This is a genomic window from Amycolatopsis orientalis DSM 40040 = KCTC 9412 (assembly GCF_000478275.1).
GTDB lineage: Bacteria > Actinomycetota > Actinomycetes > Mycobacteriales > Pseudonocardiaceae > Amycolatopsis > Amycolatopsis orientalis.
Genome location: NZ_ASJB01000064.1, coordinates 191,311 through 210,957, shown reverse-complemented (window position 1 = coordinate 210,957; position 19,647 = coordinate 191,311). Strand labels below are relative to the sequence as shown.

General features: G+C 68.7%; 11 protein-coding genes and 1 pseudogene. 6 read left to right on the top strand and 6 right to left on the bottom strand.

What is annotated here, in order from left to right:
• Positions 1-42: 42 nt before the first annotated feature.
• A complete protein-coding gene (locus L324_RS22620) occupies positions 43-1,686 on the bottom strand; it encodes a tannase/feruloyl esterase family alpha/beta hydrolase (RefSeq protein WP_037311990.1) in 1,644 nt (547 codons plus the stop codon).
• Between the two features lie 227 nt (positions 1,687-1,913).
• On the opposite strand from L324_RS22620, the gene L324_RS22615 reads away from it, so the two are divergent.
• The gene (locus tag L324_RS22615; RefSeq protein WP_037311986.1) at positions 1,914-6,206 is read left to right on the top strand and encodes a GH92 family glycosyl hydrolase; all 4,293 of its coding nucleotides are present in this window, start codon (positions 1,914-1,916) and stop codon (positions 6,204-6,206) included.
• Positions 6,207-6,307: 101 nt separating this feature from the next.
• Here the strand turns inward: L324_RS22615 and L324_RS22610 are convergent, their stop codons facing one another.
• Both L324_RS22610 and L324_RS22605 read right to left on the bottom strand, forming a co-directional pair.
• Positions 6,308-7,717, bottom strand: a complete 1,410-nt coding sequence (locus L324_RS22610) for an MFS transporter (RefSeq protein WP_037312552.1) — start codon at positions 7,715-7,717, stop codon at positions 6,308-6,310.
• A 168-nt stretch (positions 7,718-7,885) separates the two neighbouring features.
• Positions 7,886-10,687 carry a M36 family metallopeptidase gene (locus L324_RS22605; RefSeq protein WP_037311982.1) on the bottom strand — a complete coding sequence of 934 codons (2,802 nt, stop codon included), beginning with the start codon at positions 10,685-10,687 and terminating at the stop codon, positions 7,886-7,888.
• 242 nt (positions 10,688-10,929) lie between these two features.
• Between L324_RS22605 and L324_RS43695 the strand changes: the two are divergent.
• A pseudogene (locus L324_RS43695) lies at positions 10,930-11,346 on the top strand (sigma factor); the annotation flags it as partial.
• On the opposite strand, the gene L324_RS43690 reads toward L324_RS43695, so the two are convergent.
• Positions 11,242-11,622 (bottom strand): hypothetical protein, encoded by a 381-nt coding sequence (locus L324_RS43690; RefSeq protein WP_235783630.1) that lies wholly within the window; start codon positions 11,620-11,622, stop codon positions 11,242-11,244. The pseudogene L324_RS43695 and the gene L324_RS43690 overlap by 105 nt on opposite strands.
• A 13-nt stretch (positions 11,623-11,635) precedes the next feature.
• Here L324_RS43690 and L324_RS43685 point away from each other — a divergent pair, with 13 nt between their 5' ends.
• The 4 genes from L324_RS43685 to L324_RS22585 are packed head-to-tail and all read left to right on the top strand — an operon-like array spanning position 11,636 to position 17,849.
• The gene (locus L324_RS43685; RefSeq protein WP_235783629.1) at positions 11,636-11,827 is read left to right on the top strand and encodes a hypothetical protein; all 192 of its coding nucleotides are present in this window, start codon (positions 11,636-11,638) and stop codon (positions 11,825-11,827) included.
• Between the two features lie 31 nt (positions 11,828-11,858).
• Positions 11,859-12,608: an SDR family oxidoreductase gene (locus L324_RS22595; protein ID WP_037311977.1), complete on the top strand. Its 750-nt coding sequence runs from the start codon at positions 11,859-11,861 to the stop codon at positions 12,606-12,608.
• A gap of 55 nt (positions 12,609-12,663) precedes the next feature.
• Positions 12,664-15,765 carry a GH92 family glycosyl hydrolase gene (locus tag L324_RS22590; RefSeq protein ID WP_173426392.1) on the top strand — a complete coding sequence of 1,034 codons (3,102 nt, stop codon included), beginning with the start codon at positions 12,664-12,666 and terminating at the stop codon, positions 15,763-15,765.
• The gene (locus L324_RS22585; protein WP_152546964.1) at positions 15,762-17,849 is read left to right on the top strand and encodes an FUSC family protein; all 2,088 of its coding nucleotides are present in this window, start codon (positions 15,762-15,764) and stop codon (positions 17,847-17,849) included. The genes L324_RS22590 and L324_RS22585 overlap by 4 nt, the downstream gene beginning before the upstream one ends.
• 45 nt (positions 17,850-17,894) lie before the next feature.
• Here the strand turns inward: L324_RS22585 and L324_RS22580 are convergent, their stop codons facing one another.
• Positions 17,895-18,539: a DUF4360 domain-containing protein gene (locus L324_RS22580; RefSeq protein ID WP_037311975.1), complete on the bottom strand. Its 645-nt coding sequence runs from the start codon at positions 18,537-18,539 to the stop codon at positions 17,895-17,897.
• A gap of 275 nt (positions 18,540-18,814) precedes the next feature.
• Entirely contained in the window at positions 18,815-19,456 is a 642-nt protein-coding gene (locus L324_RS22575; protein WP_037311966.1) for a DUF4360 domain-containing protein, read from the bottom strand.
• Positions 19,457-19,647 lie beyond the last annotated feature (191 nt).

Sequence of the window (19,647 nt, the reverse complement as noted above, 5' to 3'; positions counted from 1 at the left end):
TGACGGTTCTAACCGTCATTACCACTCACGAGACCGAGCACCTCAGGGAGCGACCGGCCCCACCTTGCCGTAGAGATCGTTCCCCGCCCAGTTCACGATGTCGTGCGAAGGCCGCGACGGCGGGACAGGCACGAAGTTCGCCGCGTCGTCGACGCTTCCGGTGCCGTCGTACTTGGCCTGCAGCGGGTACGGGAACACCGGCCGGGTGCGGAAGACCTTGCCGTCGGCGTCGCGGCCGGTGGCGATCGTCCGGTCCGGCGCCACGCCGCGCTCGACCCAGGAGACCAGTTCCTTCAGCGGGTCGTACTCGGTCAGCTTGTCGCCGGTCGCGCAGTGGTAGAGGCCGGGCACCATGAACAGCCGCGCCCAATTACTCGTCGCGGCGAGACCGCCGTTGGCACGCGCGAGACGCTGGTAGTAGTCGACGCTTCCGGCCGCCGGGATCGCCTGATCCGCCCAGCCGTGCCAGATCACGAGTTTCCCGCCGGAACGCCGGAATTCGCCGAGGTCCGGCGACATCGCGTTGGAGCGAACGCCTTCCGGGGTCAGCCGGTCGAATTCGCGGGCGGTGAAGGCGAACTTCTCGACCGACGAATGCGGCGTCCCGATCGGGTAGGCCATGTACTTCAGGTAGTTGTCGGCGAGTGCCTGCGCGACGGGGACGCCGCCGAACTCCGGTGCGGGGATGATCCAGCCGTACCAGGAGAGTTCGGAGCCGACCGTCTGGCCGCCGGGGTACAGCTTGCGGCCGTGTTCGTCGGCCGGCGGCGCGTAGATCTTCTTCGTCGCCTCGACCTGGGCCGGGGTGAGGCAGCCCGCGTTGTCGGTGCCCGGCGGGCAGGCGATCGTGGCCGGGTCGAAGCGGCAGGTCCGCGGGTCGTCGATGGCGCCGTCGGTGAGTCCGTCGGACCTGTCGCAAGAGGACAGTGCGGCGGTGTGCAGCGCCGGGAGCTTGTCGGCGGTCAGGATCGGCTTGCCGTCGGCGCCGGTGTTCACCCTGGCCAGCCAGGTCTGGTAGACGCCGAGCAGCGGGCCCCAGTATCCGGCGGGTGCGCCGGCGACGATGCCGTCGAAGTCGTGCGGGTAGCGCTGCGCCAGCAGCAGTGCTTCGCGGCCGCCGTCGGAGCAGCCGCTGAAGTAGGACTTCTTCGGCGGGGCGCCGTAGAACGCCGCGATCACGCGTTTGGACGCCTTCGAGACCACGTGCGGCGCGCGGAACGCGAAGTCGTCGCGGGCGGCCTGGTCGTTCTCGGCCCACTTGCCATCGTCGAACACCGACGGGGTCTTGCCGACGTGGCCGTCGTCGGTGGCCGCGACCGCGACGTCGCCACCGTGCGGGAGGCCGCAGTCGGCGAACGGCGGGGTGTTGACCATGCCGCAGAAGCCGCCGCAGCCGAACTGCAGATAGCGGCCGGCGTAGGTCTTGGTCGGTAGCCGCAGCTGGAACCGCACCGCCGGTTCGACATGGCCGCGGACGTCGCAGTTCTCCGGTTCGGTCGCCGTCGCCGGTACCACGGTCGCGGTCTCGACGTGCGTGACCGCGCCGGGAAGATCGTAGGTCCGCACCAGGTCGGCGCAGGTGCGCACCGGGCGGAACGTCGTTTCGCCGGCGGTGGCCGCCGGAGCCGTGAGTATCGAGCCTGCCGTGATGAGCGCTGCCACGCCGAGCATGGACAACCGCCGCATTTCCCCACCCCAGTTTCCCGGATCGGCTTCAGTTGCCCATTCACCCTGGCCCGGCCCCGGCGGGTTGTCCACCAGGTTTCGCCGACCTCGGAGGTTGTCCAGTTCGGGTCAGGTTTGTCCGGGTGTCTTGACATCGATGTCACACCCGAGTTTTTCTCTCTGGGCGCCACCGGTCCCCCACCTGTGCGGCGCCCCGCATGCCCCCGCGAGAAAGCATTGGTGCAACGATGCCCCGAAGCGTCAGACCTTGGGTCTGCAGCCTTCTGAGTGCCACGGTCGTGGCGTCCGGGCTGGTCGCCCTCCCCGTGACCGCCGCGGCCGAGGAGATCCCACCGGACTTCTACTCCTCCTTCGAACCGGGTGAACCGCAGCCGACGTGGAGCGACACCGTCGACGTCGATCCATCGGGCAAGCCGAAGGCGTTCGGCGTCGACGGCGCGAACGCCACCACCATCCCCGGTGACATCCGCGGCAAGGTGACCGAGACGTCGGCCAACAGCGAGAACACCCCGAACGAAGGCGTGTCGAACCTGGTGGACGGTTCGACCGACACCAAATGGCTGGCCTGGACCCCGACCGGCTGGGCGCAGATCGCGCTGTCGGAGCCGACGTCGATCACGCGGTACGCGTTGTCGTCGGCGAACGACTTCGACAACCGCAACCCGCAGGACTGGACGCTGAAGGGTTCCGCCGACGGCCAGACCTGGACGGATCTGGACAAGCAGACGGGGCAGAAGTTCAGCGAGCCGTTCCAGACGAAGGAGTACCGCCTCGCGGCCGCGAGTGCCGCGTACAAGTACTTCCGGCTCGACGTCACCAAGAACAACGGCGGCCCGATCATGCAGCTTTCGGAGCTGCTGCTGGCGAACGACGACCCGGCACCGCCGGCGCTGCCGAACATGCGCAGCTTCGCCGACAGCGGTCCGGGCAGCGGGTACACCAGCAAGAACCGGGTCGGGTTCACCGGTCTGCGCGCGTTCCGTTACTCCGGCAGCCACAAGGCGCAGGGGCACGGCTGGTCGTACAACAAGATCTTCGACGTCGACATCCCGGTGGCCGCGACCTCGGAGCTGTCGTACAAGGTGCAGCCGGAGTTCATCCGCGGTGACCTGAAGTACCCGAGCACGAACGTCGCGGTGGACCTGGCGTTCACCGACGGCACGTACCTGAGCCAGCTCGGCGCTGTCGACCAGTACGGCTTCGGGCTTTCGCCGCAGGGTCAGGGCGCGAGCAAGGTGCTCTACACCAACCAGTGGAACCTGGTGCGCTCGCAGATCGGCGTGGTCGCGAAGGGCAAGACGATCGACCGGATCCTCGTCGGCTACGACAACGCGGACGGCCCGGGTTCGTTGCAGGGCTGGCTGGACGACATCAAGGTCTCGGCGACACCGACACCGCCGGCGAGCCTGCGCCCGTCCGACAACGTGCTGACCACGCGCGGTTCGCTGTCGAACGGCTCGTTCTCGCGGGGTAACAACATGCCCGCGACCGCGGTGCCGCACGGGTTCAACTTCTGGATCCCCACGACCGACGCGGGCACGTTGAGCTGGATGTACTCCTACCACTCGCGCAACAACGAGCAGAACCTCCCGGCGCTGCAGGCGTTCTCCGCGAGCCACGCGCCGAGCCCGTGGATGGCCGACCGGCAGACCTTCCAGTTCCTGCCCTCGACCGCGGCGGGTGTGCCGAATCCCGACCGTGAAGCACGGAAACTGCCGTTCAAGCACTCGAACGAGACGGCGCGGGCGCACTACTACGGTGTCGACTTCGAGAACGGGATCAAGACGGAGGTCGCGCCGACCGATCACGCGGCGCTGTACCGGTTCAAGTTCCCCGGAGCGGACTCGAACCTGATCTTCGACAACGTCAACAACAACGGCGGGCTCACCCTCGACCCCGCTGGCCGGTCCATCACCGGCTACAGCGACGTCAAGAGCGGGCTGTCGGCCGGTGCGACCCGGATGTTCGTCTACGCCACGTTCGACAAGCCGGTGACCGCCGGTTCGAAGCTGTCGACCGGTTCCGGTGACCAGAAGCGGGACAACGTCCTCGGCTACCTGAAGTTCGACGCGGGTACCGACAAGACGGTGAACATGCGGATCGCGACCTCGCTGATCAGCGTCGATCAGGCGAAGAAGAACATGGAGCAGGAGCTCGCCCCGAACGCGACGCTCGAATCGGTCGCCGACACCGCGCAGAAGGCGTGGGACGAGAAGCTCAAGGTCATCGAGGTCGAAGGCGCGTCGAAGGACCAGCTGATCACGCTGTACTCCAACCTGTACCGGCTCTTCCTGTACCCGAACTCGGGTTTCGAGAACGTCGGGACGGTCGAAAAGCCGGTGAAGAAGTACGCGAGCCCGGTGTCGCCGAAGACCGGCCAGGACACCCCGACCCAGACCGGCGCGAAACTGGTCGACGGCGAGTTCTTCGTCAACAACGGGTTCTGGGACACCTATCGCACGGTGTGGTCGGCGTACTCGCTGCTCAGCCCGGACACCACCGGAAAGCTGGTCGACGGTTTCGTGCAGCAGTACCGTGACGGCGGCTGGATCTCGCGCTGGTCCTCCCCCGGTTACGCGGATCTGATGACCGGAACCAGTTCGGACGCCGCGTTCGCCGACGCCTATCTCAAGGGGGTCAAGGGATTCGACGTCCAGTCGGCCTACGACTCGGCGATCAAGAACGCCACGGTGACCCCGCCCAACGGCGCTGTCGGCCGGAAGGGCATCGACGAGGGCACCTTCCTCGGGTACGCGCCGAACACCGCGGATCACGGGTTCTCGTGGGCGATCGAGGGCTACGTCAACGACAACGCCATCGCGAACATGTCGAAGAAGCTCTACGACGAGGCTCCGGCGAACGATCCGCGCAAGCAGGAGTACCTGGACAACTACGGGTACTTCACCGAGCGGGCGACGCAGTACGTGAACGTGTTCGACCCGAGTGTCGGCTTCTTCCAGGGTAGGGACGCGGCGGGCAAGTTCACCCGGAGCAAGGAGCAGTTCGACCCGGAGGTCTGGGGTATCGACTACACCGAGACCAACGCGTGGGGCATGCGGTTCTCCGTCCCACAGGACGGTCAGGGCCTGGCGAACCTCTTTGGTGGCAAGGCGGGGCTGGCGTCCAAATTGGACGAATTCTTCGCGACGCCTGAGACAGGGCTGAAGTTCGGCAGCTACGGCGGGATCATCCACGAGATGACCGAGGCGCGGGACGTGCGGATGGGCATGTACGCGCACTCGAACCAGGCCGCACACCACACGCTCTACATGTACGACTACGCGGGTCAGCCGTCGAAGACGCAGGCGAAGGTCCGTGAGGCGCTGTCCCGGCTGTACGTCGGCAGTGAGCTGGGCCAGGGCTACGGCGGTGACGAGGACAACGGCGAGCAGTCGGCGTGGTGGCTGTTCGGCATGCTGGGCTTCTACCCGCTGCAGGTCGGCAGCTCGGACTACGCGATCGGCTCGCCGCTGTTCACCAAGGCGACCGTGAATCTGCCCGGCGGCAAGAAGATCGTGGTCAACGCGCCGAAGAACAGCGCGAAGAACGTCTACGTGCAGGGCCTGAAGGTGAACGGCAAGGCGCAGACCTCGACGTCGCTGGCGCATGCGGCGATCGCCAATGGCGGAACGCTCGACTTCGACATGGGTCCGAACCCGTCGTCGTGGGGTACCGGTCCGGACGACGCGCCGAAGTCGATCACCAAGGGCGACGCGGTGCCGACGCCGGTGCACGATCTGACCAAGCCGGTCTCCGGTGCGGACGCGGCGTTCTTCGACAACACGTCGCGGACCGAGGCGAAGGTCACGGCGCCGATCCAGTACCAGGTGCCTTCGGCGAAGGAGGCGGGTTCCTACTACACGCTGACTTCCGGGAAGGGCGCGGGCGACGCGAAGAGCTGGGTGCTGAAGGGTTCCTACGACGGGAAGACGTGGGCGGTCGCGGATCAGCGGACCGATCAGAAGTTCGCGTGGCGGCAGCAGACGAGGGCGTTCAAGATCGCGAATCCGGCGCATTTCGCCTACTACCGGCTCGAGGTCACCGCGACCACGGGCGGGGAGGCGTCACTGGCGGAGTTCGAGGTGCTGGGCAAGCCCGACGCGGCGTGCACGCAGACCGTCACCGGCGAGCGCAAGGGCCCGCTGACCGTACAGAGCGGGGTGACCTGTGTGGACGGTGCGACGGTGTCGGGTCCGGTGTCGGTGGCGCCGGGCGCGAGCCTGATCGTGCGCGGCGGGTCGATCTCCGGGCCGCTGACCGCGAACGGTGCGGCGCAGGTCGTGCTGGACCGGACGAAGGTGGGCGGCCCGGTGGCGATCACCGGCGCGACCGGGCCGGTGTCGATCGAGCTGACCGAGATCGGCGGGCCGGTGGCGTTGACGGGCAACAAGGGGCCGGTGCTGACCTCCAGCACGATCGGCGGACCTCTGGCGTGCGCGGCCAACTCCCCCGCCCCGACGGATTACGACCTGCTGAACACCGTCCGCGGCCCGGCCGCCGGGCAGTGTGCGAGCCTGTAGTCCTCCGGTAGGGGCTGAAGGGCCCTTTCCCCGCATCGCATGCGAGGAAAGGGCCTTTCACCGCATGTGATGCGGGGAAAGCGTCCTTCAGCCCCCGCCCGCTATTCGGGACGGCGGCCGCGAAGGATGCCGACTCCGACCAGCGTGGCGGACAGCAGGGTGAGGGCGAGACCGGCGTAGGTGATCGCCTCCTGGAAGTCGGCCGATTCCCGCGCGCCCGTCAGCGCGCCGGGGAACACCAGCGCCAGGATCGTGCCGCTCAGCGCGAGGCCGATCCCGGTGGCGACTTCGCCGGCGGTGTCGGCGAGCGCGGCCCCGATGGTGGTCCGGTTCGAGGGCAGTCCCCGCATGACATTGGTGCCCGCGACGACGCCGACCACGCGCATCCCCGCCGCGACGAGGGCGAGCGCGACGGCGATCCAGACGTAGCCGAGCCTGCCGAACGCGGTGTAGACGGCGAGTCCGCACACGACCGCTACAGCGCCGAGCCAGGCGGCCTTGGTGAGCCCGGCGCGGGTGATCAGCGGGGTGATGAGGGCGCCACCGGCGATGAGGACGACGACCTGGGGCAGCATCCCGAGCGCCGCTCGCGCGGGCGCCCAGCCGAGGCCGAACTGCAGGTGCAGCGTCACGAGGTAGCTCAGCCCGGCGGTCGCCGATCCGGCGGCGGCCTTCAGCGCCAGCCCGCTGGACACGAGCGGTTCGGCGATGAGTTTCAGGTCGATCAGGGGGTTCCGCGCGGTCTTTTCGCGGAGGACGAAGCAGGTTCCGGCGAGGAGCGCGGCCGCGGTGGTGCCCCAGGGCAGTGCCGACGCGATGCCCGCTTCGACGAACTGCGTGGGGGCGAGCAGCGTCAGGACGATCGTCGCGGTTCCCAGGAGTGCGCCCGCGACGTCGATCGGGTCGCGGTGCAGGTCGGCGGGGTGGTCGTCGGTGGGAATGCCCGCTCGGATGCCGAGGAACGCCAACGCCGCGACCGGCACGTTGATCAGCAGCAGCGCTTGCCACGGCGCGAAGCCGAGCACGAGTCCGCCGGTGGTGGGGCCGACGGCGAGACCGACCAGGCCCACGGTCGAGATCAGTGTGGTCGCGCGTACGCGGAGGCCGTCCTCGTCGAACAGCCGGAACGCGAGCGCGAGCGACCCGGGTGTCGTCATCGCGGCCGCGACCCCCATGAGGGCCCGGACGGCGATGAGCTGCCATGCGGCGGTGACGGCCATCGTGGCGAGGCTCGCGACGCCGAGCAGCACGAGTCCGGTGAGCATGACCTTGCGCCTGCCCAGCCTGTCGGCCACCGCTCCGGCGGCGGGCATCAATCCGCCGAACACGACGGAATACGCCCCGGTCACCCATTGCAGGGTGGTCGTCGAGGCGGAGAGCTCGCGGCCGATGGTCGGCAACGCGACGGTGAGGATCGAGTTGTCGAGCATCTCGAACAGGAACACGGCCGAGAGCCCGGTCAGGGCGGGCCACGCCTCGGTCAGGGATCGGGGATGAACACGGGTACGCAACGGCACAACTCCTTCGCGAAGAAGGAGTGACGGTTCAGGCGAGACCGTGTGTACGCGTGCTGTCCGGAGAGCACGTTTCTACCCCGATACCCGAGATCTTAGCCCACTCGTGAGTGGTAATGACGGTTAGAACCGTCATTACCACTCACGAGGGCCACCTGCATCACGTCACGCGGGTGCTCCCCGCACCGCGAGGTTCCGGACGTCCAGGTACAGGCACCCGGCCGTCGTGGGCTGCGGCGAGCAGGCCTTGTCCGGGTAGAACGCCAGCTGGTTGGACGCAACGGTCAGCCGCACGAACAGCACACCGGTCGCGCTGCCCGGGGCGAGCTGGAGCGCGGTGAGCTTGTTCAGGTCGGCGGGCTTGAAGTCGCCGCTGCCCGCCTTGACCCAGTTCGTGCCGTCCACCGAGGTTTCGACGGTGACGTCCTTGGCCGCGGCGGGCGGGTCGTCGCCGCAGGTGTTGGACGGGTCGATCTCGATGGCGCTGACGTTGACCGCCTTGCCGAGCTTGATCGTGACGAACCGCGTCTCGATCGTGCCGTCGGGCCGGACGGTCTTGTCGGTCGACCAGCCGCCACCGCCGAGGACGGACGACTTCGTCAGGTCGCCGGGTCCGCAGCCGTATTGGCTGAAGTCCTCGCCGTTGAACGCGGTCACGCCGGCACCGGCGCCGCTGGAGGCCCAGTTGAGCCGCAGCGCCCAGTCGACTTTGGTGGTACCGGAGCGCACCGAGACCGCGCGGATCTCGGGGTCCGCGGCGCCGCCGGAGGCGTAGACCTTCGGATACGTGCCGGGGAGCACCGACGGGATGGTGTAGGTGCCGGTGGCGTCGGTGACCGCGGACAGCGAGCCGCCGAAACCGGAGTCGTGGCCGCCGAACCGGACGGCGACACCGGCGATCGGGGCGCCGTCGTCGCGGTTGGTGACCTTGCCGGTCACGGTGCCGGTCGGGGTTCCCGCGGGCGGCGGCGTGGAGAAGTCCTCCGCCGGCGCGGTGTCGGCACCGGTGATCGACGCGGCGAAGTAGCCCATGCCGCGGGCGGCGAAGGCCTTCCACAGCTTGGCGTGCGCGCGGCCGCCGTTGATCACCGTGTCGGCCTGCAGGATCGCGTTCCGCATGTCCAGGAAGGACGGCGACGCGGGGGAAAGCTCCATCGCGCGGGTGACCAGCGCCCGCGTCAGCTGCACGCCGAGTGCCGAGCGGACGTCCCAGAGGGTGCTCGCCCAGATCTCGCCGTCGGCGTGGACCTCCGGGGCCCCGATGATCCGGCCGAGGTCGCCGTAGGTGTAGCCGCCGGGACCCGCGCCGGGGGTGCCGGGGCATTGCGGCGCGCCCGCGCCGACCGGGCAGTCCAGTGGCTGGGTGCGGGCGAGGGGTTTGCCGTTGCTGACGTAGTCGCCGCCGAGGAGTTCACCGGGTGCCGGGGTGTCCTTGACCGCGTTCCGGCCGGCGAGGTAGTCGAAGGCGTACCAGTCGCTCCACGCCTCGCCCATCGCGCCGGACTGCAAGGTGTTCAGGGTGGAGTTTCCCTGCGCGTCGACGACGAGCCGGTTGGACAGGCCGTGGGTGTACTCGTGGTGGATGATCGTGGCGTCGTCGGCGGAGTTCGCCGCGAGGAACGGGTCGCCGGGGTCACTGGGGTCGTGGAACAGGAACATCCCCATGGTCGGGGCCTGCCCGTCGGGCGGGGTGCCCATGAACGCGTTGTCGTAGTAGCCCGGTTCCTGCGCGCCGAGCAGGGTGTGGACCTGAACGGCGTCGCCGTCGACCTTCTCGAAGTTGCCGGCCGCGCGGGTGAACCCGATGGGGAACGAGGCCAGGTGGTCGTGGAAGCTGCCGACGTAGGCCAGTGCCTGGACGGCGTTCTGTTCGCGGTTCTTCGCCCACGATCCGGGGGTCTTCGGGTCCCAGGAACACGGCCTGCTCACCGAGCACGGCGGGCCGACGACGGCGTTGAAGTCGGTGAACCGGTAGCGGAAGGTGCCGTCGGTGTTGGGCCCGACCTCTTCCTGCGGCTGGAACTGCAGGTCGCCGTTGACGTCGGCGGCGACGTGCGCGACGTTGCCGTCCAGGGTCTTGGCGTCGGCGGGCAGCCAGCCCCGCTGGGTCAGGTTCACCTGCTTCTGCGGGCCGGGGCTCGCCTCCCAGGCGAGGCCCTTGGCGCCGTCGGCGTCGTTGGCGTGGCTCACCAGGTTCTTGCGGTACAGCAGCGCGCCGGTTGCGGCGTCGGTCACCTCCTGGAACATCTTGTCGACGGAGGGTTTGGCCAGCTTGTACCAGGCGGGCCGGATCCCGTCCGCGGTGAGGAAGCCGACCTGCTCGGCGTCCGGGCCGGGTGCCGCCAGGGTGGCCGCGCCCAGTGAGGCGGGGAGGCCGCGCACGGGCGAGCCGTCCAGCTGGATCAGCCTGCCGTCCTTGGTGACGTGTGCCTTGAGTCCGTTGCCGAACACCGGGATCCCGCCGACGTTCTGGGTGAAGGACAGATGGTGCGTGCCTTCGACGTCGACGTAGTCCTTGCGGAGGTTCAGTTTCGCGGTGTCGTCCGCGCTGAGACCGACGAGTCCTTCCCTCTCGCGCAGGTAGTCCAGCACGATGTCGCGGGGCGGCTTCCCGCTCGGTCCGGTGAGGAACCCGTCGGTGCGGGCGAGGACGCGGGGGGTGCCGGTCAGCTCGTCGAAGTCGAGCAGGGCCTGGTGCCCCAGTTCCGCACGGGCCTTCGCGACCGAGTTCGCCCGTGACGCCGCGAGCCGGGATTGGGCGCCGAGGACGCGCGGGCTGGTTCTCGCCGTGTCACGGACATCGACGTCCTTTCCGGACCTGTCCGGTGTGGTCGGTGTGGACGATGGGGACTGGGCGGCGCCCGGTGCCGGTGCCGCACCGGCTTCGGGCGCCGTGATCAGCGCTAACAGGGTGATGGCGGTCGCGGCGCACAACGAGGCACGCGAACGCGACGAACGTGACGTCACTCCAGACCCCTCTCTTGGTGGTGACGCGGACGTTCCCTTCGTACCGATACGATCATGGTGGGCGTCAGCGCCGATCAGGTACGGACCATCCCGGTGAGCGGTACCCGGACGCGGCGGCGTCCACAGTGGACTCGGCTGGATTCGTAGGGTGTTCGCGGGCCTGAGGGGAATCGGGGTGGAAGCGGCTTGAAGATCGACGGTTTCGTCATCGGCGAGGCTTCCGCGGGCCCTCGGGAGCGTTGATGGACCAGGTCACGGAATTCGAGCGGCTGCGGCCGGTGATGTTCGGGCTCGCGTACCGGCTGCTCGGTTCCGCGGCGGAGGCGGAGGACGCCGTCCAGGACGCCTACCTGCGGTGGGCGGGCGCCGAACACGAGTCGATCGCGTCGCCGCGGGCGTGGCTGGCGAAGGTGGTCACCAACCTCTGCCTGAACCGGCTGACCTCGGCGAGGGCTCAGCGCGAGCGGTATGTCGGGCCCTGGCTGCCCGAACCCGTGCTGACCTCGGACGACGTGCTCGGTCCACTGGAGACCGCGGAGCAGCGCGATTCCGTGTCACTGGCGATGCTGGTGCTGCTGGAGCAGCTCAGCCCGGTCGAGCGGGCCGTGTTCGTGCTGAAGGAGGCCTTCGCCTACAGCCATCGCGAGATCGCCGCGATCCTCGACATCTCCGAGGTCAACTCGCGTCAGCTGCACAGCCGGGCCCGGCGGGATCTCGCCCGGCCGCACGAGCGGCGGGCACCGGACCCCGCACGAGGTCGAGAAGCTCGTCGAAAGCTTCCTGTCCGCGGCCGGGGACGGCGACCTGACCGGACTGGAGCGGCTGCTCACCGCCGAGGTCACGGCGTGGTCGGACGGCGGCGGCAAGATCACCGCGGCCCGGCGTCCGGTGCACGGCGCGGCGAAGGTCGCGCGCCTGTTCGCCGGGATGTTCACCCGGGCAGCCGGTGTGTCGATCGAGATCGGCGAGGTCAACGGCGGTCCCGCGGTGATCGGGACGGCGGGCGGCGCCGTGTACGGCGTCCTCGGGTTCGAGGTGGTGGGCGGCCGGATCGCCGGGCTCCGCACGGTCGTGAATCCGGACAAACTCGCGTTCCTCTCCCGGCAGCTGTCACATTCCGGGTGGCCCGCCGGTTCTTGAGAGCGGAAGCTTTCGAGAACGGAGGACCAAGGTGGCGAAACCGATTCTGGTGACCGGCGGGACCGGCGATCTGGGCCGCGAGGTGGTGCGGCGACTGCTGGACGACGGCGTGGCGGTCCGGGTCATGAGCCGTCGGCCGCGTCCCCCCGAGGTGTCCCATGACTGGGCGCGGTGTGATCTGCGGACCGGTGAAGGCCTCGCCGAGGCCGTCGACGGGGTGTCGGTGATCATTCATTGCGCGTCGACGCTGGGCCGCGGGGACGAACAGGTCACGCGGAACCTGGTGGAGGCGGCACGGCGGGCCGGGAGCCCGCATCTGGTGTACATCTCGATCGTCGGCATCGACGTGATCCGGTTCTTCTACTACGACGAGAAGCTGGCCTCGGAGAAGGTGATCGAGGAGTCCGGTCTGCCGTGGACGGTGCTGCGCGCGACGCAGTTCCACGATCTCGTCGCGCGGGCGTCGGCGGCGCAGCGGTGGCTGCCGGTGACGTTCATGCCGTCCGGGTTCCGGTTCCAGCCGGTCAGCACCGGCGACGTCGCGGCGAGGCTGGTCGCGCTGGCGTGCGGTGAGCCGTCGGGGCGGGTGCCGGATCTGGGCGGCCCGGAGGTGCGGACCGCCCGCGACCTGGCCCGGGCCTACCAGCGTTCGGTGGGACGGCGGAAGCCGATCGTGCCGCTGTGGCTGCCGGGCAAGGCGTTCCGGGCGGGCGGCAACCTGACACCGGGGAACGCGACCGGCGTGGGCACGTTCGAGGAGTTCCTGGACTCCCGCGTTTAGTCCTCTGGATGCGGCACGCCGAGCCGTGCGCACGGGTGCGAGTTACGGTGGCCGGGTGATGATCACCGGGTTCTTCTCCTCCTTCGAAGCGGGTGATCCGCAGCCGGTGGATCCGGCTCTGCGTGTCGGCACCGGACCGCGGTCGTCACCGACGGCGAAACCGGGTGTCGGGTTCACCGGCGCGCGGGCCCTCCGCTTCGAGGGCACCGTCCGGGCGACGTTGTTCGAGGTGGACGTCGAGGTCGCCGCCGACACCGAACTGTCCTATGTGGTCTTCCCCGAGGCCGAGACCGACGCCGTCCCCAGCTACCGCAGCACGTTCGTGACACTGGACGTCGAGTTCGCCGACGGGACGGCCGCGGGTTTCAGCGCCACCGCGCAGGGCCTGGACAAGACGCTGTACGTCGATCAGTGGAACCTGGTGCGCCGCCGTCTCGGGGGCTTCGCCGGGCGGCGGATCACCCGGATCGTCCTGATCAGCGAACCCCCGGACGGCGGTGGAAGCGCGGGCTGGCTGGACGACGTCCGGATCGCCGAGCGCGCGGTCGCGATCCGTGAACCGGTCGAGCACGTCCGCACCACCCGCGGCACGCATTCCAGCGACAAGTTCTCGCGGGGCAACAACTTCCCCGCCACGGCCGTCCCGCACGGCTTCAACTTCTGGACTCCGGTGACCGACGCGGGCGTCACCAACTGGCTCTACAGCTACCACCGGCACAACGACGCCGCGAACCGCCCGGCCCTGCAGGCGTTCGCGTTGTCGCATCAGCCGAGCCCGTGGATGGGCGACCGGCACACCTTCCAGGTGATGCCGGGGATCGGCGCGGTCGAACCGGACCGGGCCCGGCGCGCGCTGGCGTTCTCCCATGACGACGAGATCGACCGGCCGCATCACTACGGTGTGCGGTTCGCCAACGGCGTCACCGCCGACCTCGCGCCGTCGGATCACGCGGCGATCCTGCGGTTCACCTTCCCCGGCGAGCGCGGCTGGCTGCTGTTCGACAACGCCCGCAACCGGGGCGGGCTGTCACTCGAAACGCAGGGGCTCGACGCGGCGAACGGCGTGATGACGGGCCACACGTGGGTCCGCAGCAGGCTGTCGGCCGGTGCGCGGCGGATGTTCGTGTACGCCGAGTTCGACGTCCCGGCCGAGCGCGGCGGGAAGATCCGCCGCCCGCCGTGGCGGACGGTGACCGGGTTCCTGGAGTTCGCGGCGGGTGAGGTGACGATGCGGATCGCGACGTCGCTGATCAGCCTCGCGCAGGCGAAGCGGAACCTCGACTTGGAGATCCCCGGGGGAACGACCTTCGAGCAGGTCCGGGAGCTGGCCCGCGCGCGGTGGGCCGAGGTACTGGGCCGCGTCGAGATCGAGGGCGCGAGCGAGGATCAGCGGAACACGTTCTACTCCAACCTCTACCGGCTCTTCCTCTATCCGAACTCCGCGCACGAGGACACGCCGAAGGGCGTTCGCCACGCGAGCCCGGTCATCCGCCGGTTCCGGCCGAGCACCCGCACCAGGACCGGCGCGAAGATCGTCGACGGCGAGATGTACGTCAACAACGGCTTCTGGGACACCTACCGCACCACGTGGCCGGCGTACGCCCTGCTCACGCCCGGCCGGTGCGGGCGGATGATCGACGGTTTCGTCCAGCAGTACCGCGAGGGCGGCTGGATCTCGCGGTGGTCCTCCCCCGGTTACGCCGACCTCATGACCGGCACCAGTTCCGACGTCGCGTTCGCCGACGCGTATCTCAAGGGAGTGCGGGGATTCGACGTCGAGGCCGCCTACGAGGCGGCGCTGAAGAACGCGACGGTGACCCCGCGCGGGCGGAGCGTCGGCCGGAAGGGCCTGCACGAGTCGATCTTCCTCGGGTTCACGCCGACGTCGGTCCATGAGGGCCTGTCCTGGACGCTGGAGGGCTGCGTCAACGACTTCGGCCTGGCCAATCTCGCCGAAGCACTCGGCCGCCCCGACGACGCCGCGTACTTCCGGCAGCGCTCACAGCAGTACGCCAACCACTTCGATCACCTGATCGGCTTCTTCCAGGGCCGCAACCGCGACGGCAGCCGTCACTTCGCCGCCGAAGGGTACGACCCGGAGGCGTGGGGCGGCGACTTCACCGAGACGAACTCGTGGAACACCGCCTTCTCCGTCCCCCACGACGGCGCCGGGCTCGCCGCGCTGCACGGCGGCACCGAAGCGCTCGAGTCCAAACTGGACACCTTCTTCGCGACACCGGAGACCGGCCGCAAACCGGGTTCCTACGGTGGGCTGATCCACGAGATGACCGAGGCCCGCGACGTCCGGATGGGACAGTACGGGCATTCCAACCAGCCCTCGCACCACATTCCCTGGATCTACAACCACGCCGGCGCGCCGTCGAAGACCCAGCGGATCGTGCGCGAGGTCCTGCGGCGGCTCTACGTCGGCGGCGACCTCGGCCAGGGCTATCCGGGTGACGAGGACAACGGCGAGATGTCCGCCTGGTACGTCTTCGCTGCGCTCGGCTTCTACCCGCTGGCCATGGGCAGCCCCGAGTACACGATCGGCTCGCCACTGTTCACGAAGGCGACCGTCCATCTGGAGAACGGGAAGGACCTGGTCGTCAAGGCGCCCGGCAACACCGAGGACACCGTGTACGTGCAGGGGCTGACGATCGACGGACGCCCGCACGAGAGCACCACCCTTCCGCACGCGCTGCTGGCCGGGGGCGCGGTGCTGGAGTTCACGATGGGTGAGCGGCCGTCGGGGTGGGGCCGGTCCCCCGCCGTTCCGGCCGATCCGCGCCCGCTCACCGACATCACCGCGGGGGCCGGCGCCCTGTTCGACGACACCACCAAGACCGAGGTCACCTTCCCGGCGCGCGGGCTCGTCATCGACTTCCCGGTCGAGGACGGTGCTCGTGAGGTGGTGATGTACACGCTGACCTCGGGAAGCCGCCGGGGTGATCCGCGTTCGTGGGTGCTGGAAGGGTCCGACGACGGCGAGCACTGGGTACTGCTGGACCAGCGTGAGGGTGAGACGTTCCGCTGGCGCCGTCAGACGCGGCCGTTCGCCCTCGCCGAGCCCGCGAGGCACGCCCGTTACCGTCTTCGTGTCACCTCGTCCACCGCCCGGCGGGTCACCCTCGCCCAAGGAGAGCTGCTCGCCCGATGATCTCCCGCATCACCCAGGCCACGACCGACCGTCTGGTCGCCTCCGATCCCGGCCTGGTCCGGCTCCGGCTCGGTTTCTCGGCCGTGCTCAGCATCGTCGTCGCCGTACTGGCCATCCTGCCGTTCCACCAGCCGCTCACGGTCACCCTCGTCGCCGCGATCGCCGCGATGACGTCCGCCTTCACCGTCAACGACGCCACCCCGGGACAGCAGGCGGTGACCTTGGTGCTGGGGTTGCTGCTCGGCGCCGCGTCGCTCACCGCGGCGAGTGTGGGTTCGGCGCTGCCGCCGCTGGACAGTGTCGTGTTCGTGCTGCTGATCTTCGTCGCGGTCTACGCGCAGCGGTTCGGCTCGCGCGGGATCGCGCTGGGATCGCTGTCGTTCTTCCTGTTCTTCTTCGCGATGTTCCTGCAGACGCATCTGAGGCAGGTCCCGGCGCTGCTGCTGGCGCTGACGATCGGGATCGCGGCCAACGCGGTGGTCCGGTTCGTCCTGCTGCGCAGGCGTACCGACGCGGAGTTCCTGCGGATCCGGCGGGCGTTCCGGGCGCGGCTCGCGGCAGTGGTGCGGGCGGCCGAGGACTATCTCGCGGTCGGCGGCAGCGAGCGCACCCGCAAACGGCTCCGCACCGCCAACTCCCGGCTGCACGAATCGGTTCTGCTCATCGAGGACACCGCACCCGAGGTCGCGGGGGCGGACTCGGCGAACCGGCTCCGCCGCCGCGCGATCGAGGTCGAGCTGGCGGTGCAGTGGCTGACGATCACCGTGCAGCGCACCTGCGCGGAGGAACTCGGCGAGGACGTCCGGGACGACCTGATCGCGCGGCTGCGGCGGTTCCGCTCGCTGATCGAACGCGACCCGCGGGAGCTGCCGCTGATCAGCGAGACCGAAGAGTTCAGCAGGATGCTGGTGGAAGGCAGCCGGATCGACGAGCACGCCGCACCGGGTGACGGGGTCCGCCGGGCCATCGCCGAACTCGCGCTGGCCGACGTACGGGCGCAGCGGGTCGCCGAACACGACGTGTCCGACACCGCCGACGATCCGGAGGATCCCGACGAGGGGAAGTCGGCGGCGTTCGCCTACGACAACCAGACCCGCAGCGCCATCCAGGCCGTGGTGGGCGGCGGGCTCGCCGTCCTCGGCGGCGAGCTGGTGTCGAGCCAGCGGTGGTACTGGGCTGTCCTGACGGTGTTCGTGGTGTTCATCGGCTCGTCGACGGCGGGTGCGACGTTCGTGAAGGGCGTCCGGCGGCTCGGCGGCACGCTGATCGGCATCGTCGGCGGGCTCGTGCTGACGCTGCTGGTGTCGGGCAGTGTGCCGGCGACGCTGGCGCTGATCCTGGTGTGCGTGTTCGGCATGGTCTACATGGCGCGGGTGTCGCAGGTGATCATGGCGTTCTTCATCACCAGCATGCTGGGGCTGCTCTACAGCCTGCTGGGGACGTTCAGCCTGGAGGTGCTGTGGATCCGGGTCGCCGAGACCGCGGTGGGCGCGGCGGCCGGGGTTCTGGCGGCGGTGGTGATCGTGCCGGTGCGCACCCGTGCGGTGATGCTGGACGACGTCTCGTCGTTGCTGGACGAACTGGACGAGTTCGTGGCGAAGACCGCTGGGCTGTTGTCCGGTGCGGAGAACGTGAGTGTCATCGAGAAGTCGCGTGACCTGGACAGGGCGGTGGACAAAGTGCGCACGACGATCGAGCCGCTCACCCATCCGGTGAATCTCAGCAGCCGCCGCGACTACGGCTGGCATGTGCTGACGACGGTGGAGACGATCGCCTTCCGCGCCCGGCATGTCGCGGCGCGGTCGCAGGCGGGGCTGTTGGTGAACGAGGCGGATCGGCTGTTGCTGTTCACCGGGCGGATCCGGGAGAACATCGCCGTGCTGGGGAAGGCGATCGGCGCTCCCGGCGGATCCGGGCACGGGACGCTGGTCCGGGACGACGGCACGCCGGTGGCGGACCGGATCGACGATCCGCAGGCGCGGTCGGTGCTCACCAGTCTCGGGCATCTCGACGAGACGGTGATCGCGCTGGGCCGCGCGTTCGGGGTGGAGGCCACCGATCCGGCGCCGTCGGGGAAAGGCTGACGGCCTTCTTCGCCGGGGTTCGAAGAAGGCCGCCGCCGCACCGGATCAGTTCTTCGGTTTGGGACAGGGTTTCCAGGAGAAGTGGTAGGTGGTCTTGATGGCGCCGTCGGTGGAGTCCATGGTGACGAAACTGGTGGTCTTCTTCGGATCGGAGGTGCCGACCGCGGCCCGCAATTCCGTGTTGATGTTGAAGTTCCGGTCCTCACCGCAGGGCTTGTAGACGATGGCCCCGACTTCGATTTCGTCGGTGAACTGCCAGTTGTCCTCGATCGGGCCCTTCAGGTTGTGGTTGACATAGGATGTCGGCGAATTACCCTGGAAGTAATAGTTCGCCCGTTCCAGTCCGGTGGCACCCGCGGCCAAGGAGGCGAAACCGCGATAATCGGCGCTCGCGATACCGTAGGTGAATCCCTGCGGCACGTGGACATAGAGGTTCAGCTGACAGTTCTTGCGCAGATCGGTCGGTTTCGCGCCGACACCGACCTGGGCGGTGTATTCGCTGTAGGTGACCGTGAACGCGGTGTTGTCCGGTGACACGGAAACAGCCGCGGTACCCGGTCTGCAACCGGTCCCGTTGACGGTCACGACATCGATGATTATCTTGTCGGCCGGAGCGGGCGGTGGCACCCAGCCATTCGGTGTGACAACCGAGGAAAAAAGCGTTACGGCAGCAACCAGCGCATTGAGCATGGGATCCTTCCCAAAACTTCCACACGGCGGGGAACCGGGCGAATTCAAGAGTAGCTTTACGAGCTTTTCCCGACCGCCCGCCGATCGGACGAAAACGGTTTCGGCCACCGGAAAGCGCGGCGACCGGCGAAAAAGGGGTCGCCGAGAAGACTCGTCGCCGCCGGGCGGGCGGCGACGAGCGGCGACGACCTCGTCCAGCACGGCCAAGGCCCTGGACCGGACACGGGTGGGACGGCCTTCTTCCAGGCGGGAAGCAGGCCGTCACCCTGGCGATGTCAGGAGGTCGGGCAGGTCTTCCATGAGAAGTGGTAGGTGGTCTTGACCGCTCCGTCGGTCGAATCCATCGTGATGAAACTGGTGGTCTTCTTCGGGTCCGAGCTGCCCGCGGCGACCCGCAGTTCCGTGTTCACGTTGAGGTTCCGGTCCTCACCGCATGGCTTGTAGACGATGACGCCGCCTTCGGCCTCGTCACGGAATTGCCAGTTGTCCGACAAGGGGCCGTTGAGCGGGTGACTCACATGCGCTGTCGGCGAATTGCCCTGGAAGTAGTAATTCGCCCGCTGCAGCCCCTTGGCGCCGGCTTCGAGCGAGGCGAAACCGCGATAATCGGCGCTCGCGATACCGTAGGTGAATCCCTGCGGCACGTGGATGTTGAGATTCAGCTGGCAGTTCTTCCGGATGTCGGTGGGCTTCGCGCCGACACCGACCTGGGCGGTGTATTCGCTGTAGGTCACGGTGAAGGAACTGTTGTCCCTGGCGACGGCGATGGCCGACGAACCCGGCGGACAGCCGGAGCCATTGACGGTGACCACGTCGATGACGACGCGGTCCGGCGGCGGTCCCGGCGGCGGCGACCAGCTGTTCGGTGTTATTATCGACGAGAAAAGTGACACGGCGGCCACTACTGCATTGAGCATGGGGTCCTTCCCAAAACTTCCACACGGGGGGCGGGGAACTGGGCGGACTCATGTTAGCGAAACGATCTTCACGGCGCCGCCCGCCGATCGGACGAAGCAGTCCCGGCAATCGGTTCATGAAATTTTTTTATGGCCTGTAACCGTTTTCCGGGGCGACCGGAAACACCGGCCGCCCCGGAAAACACCATTCG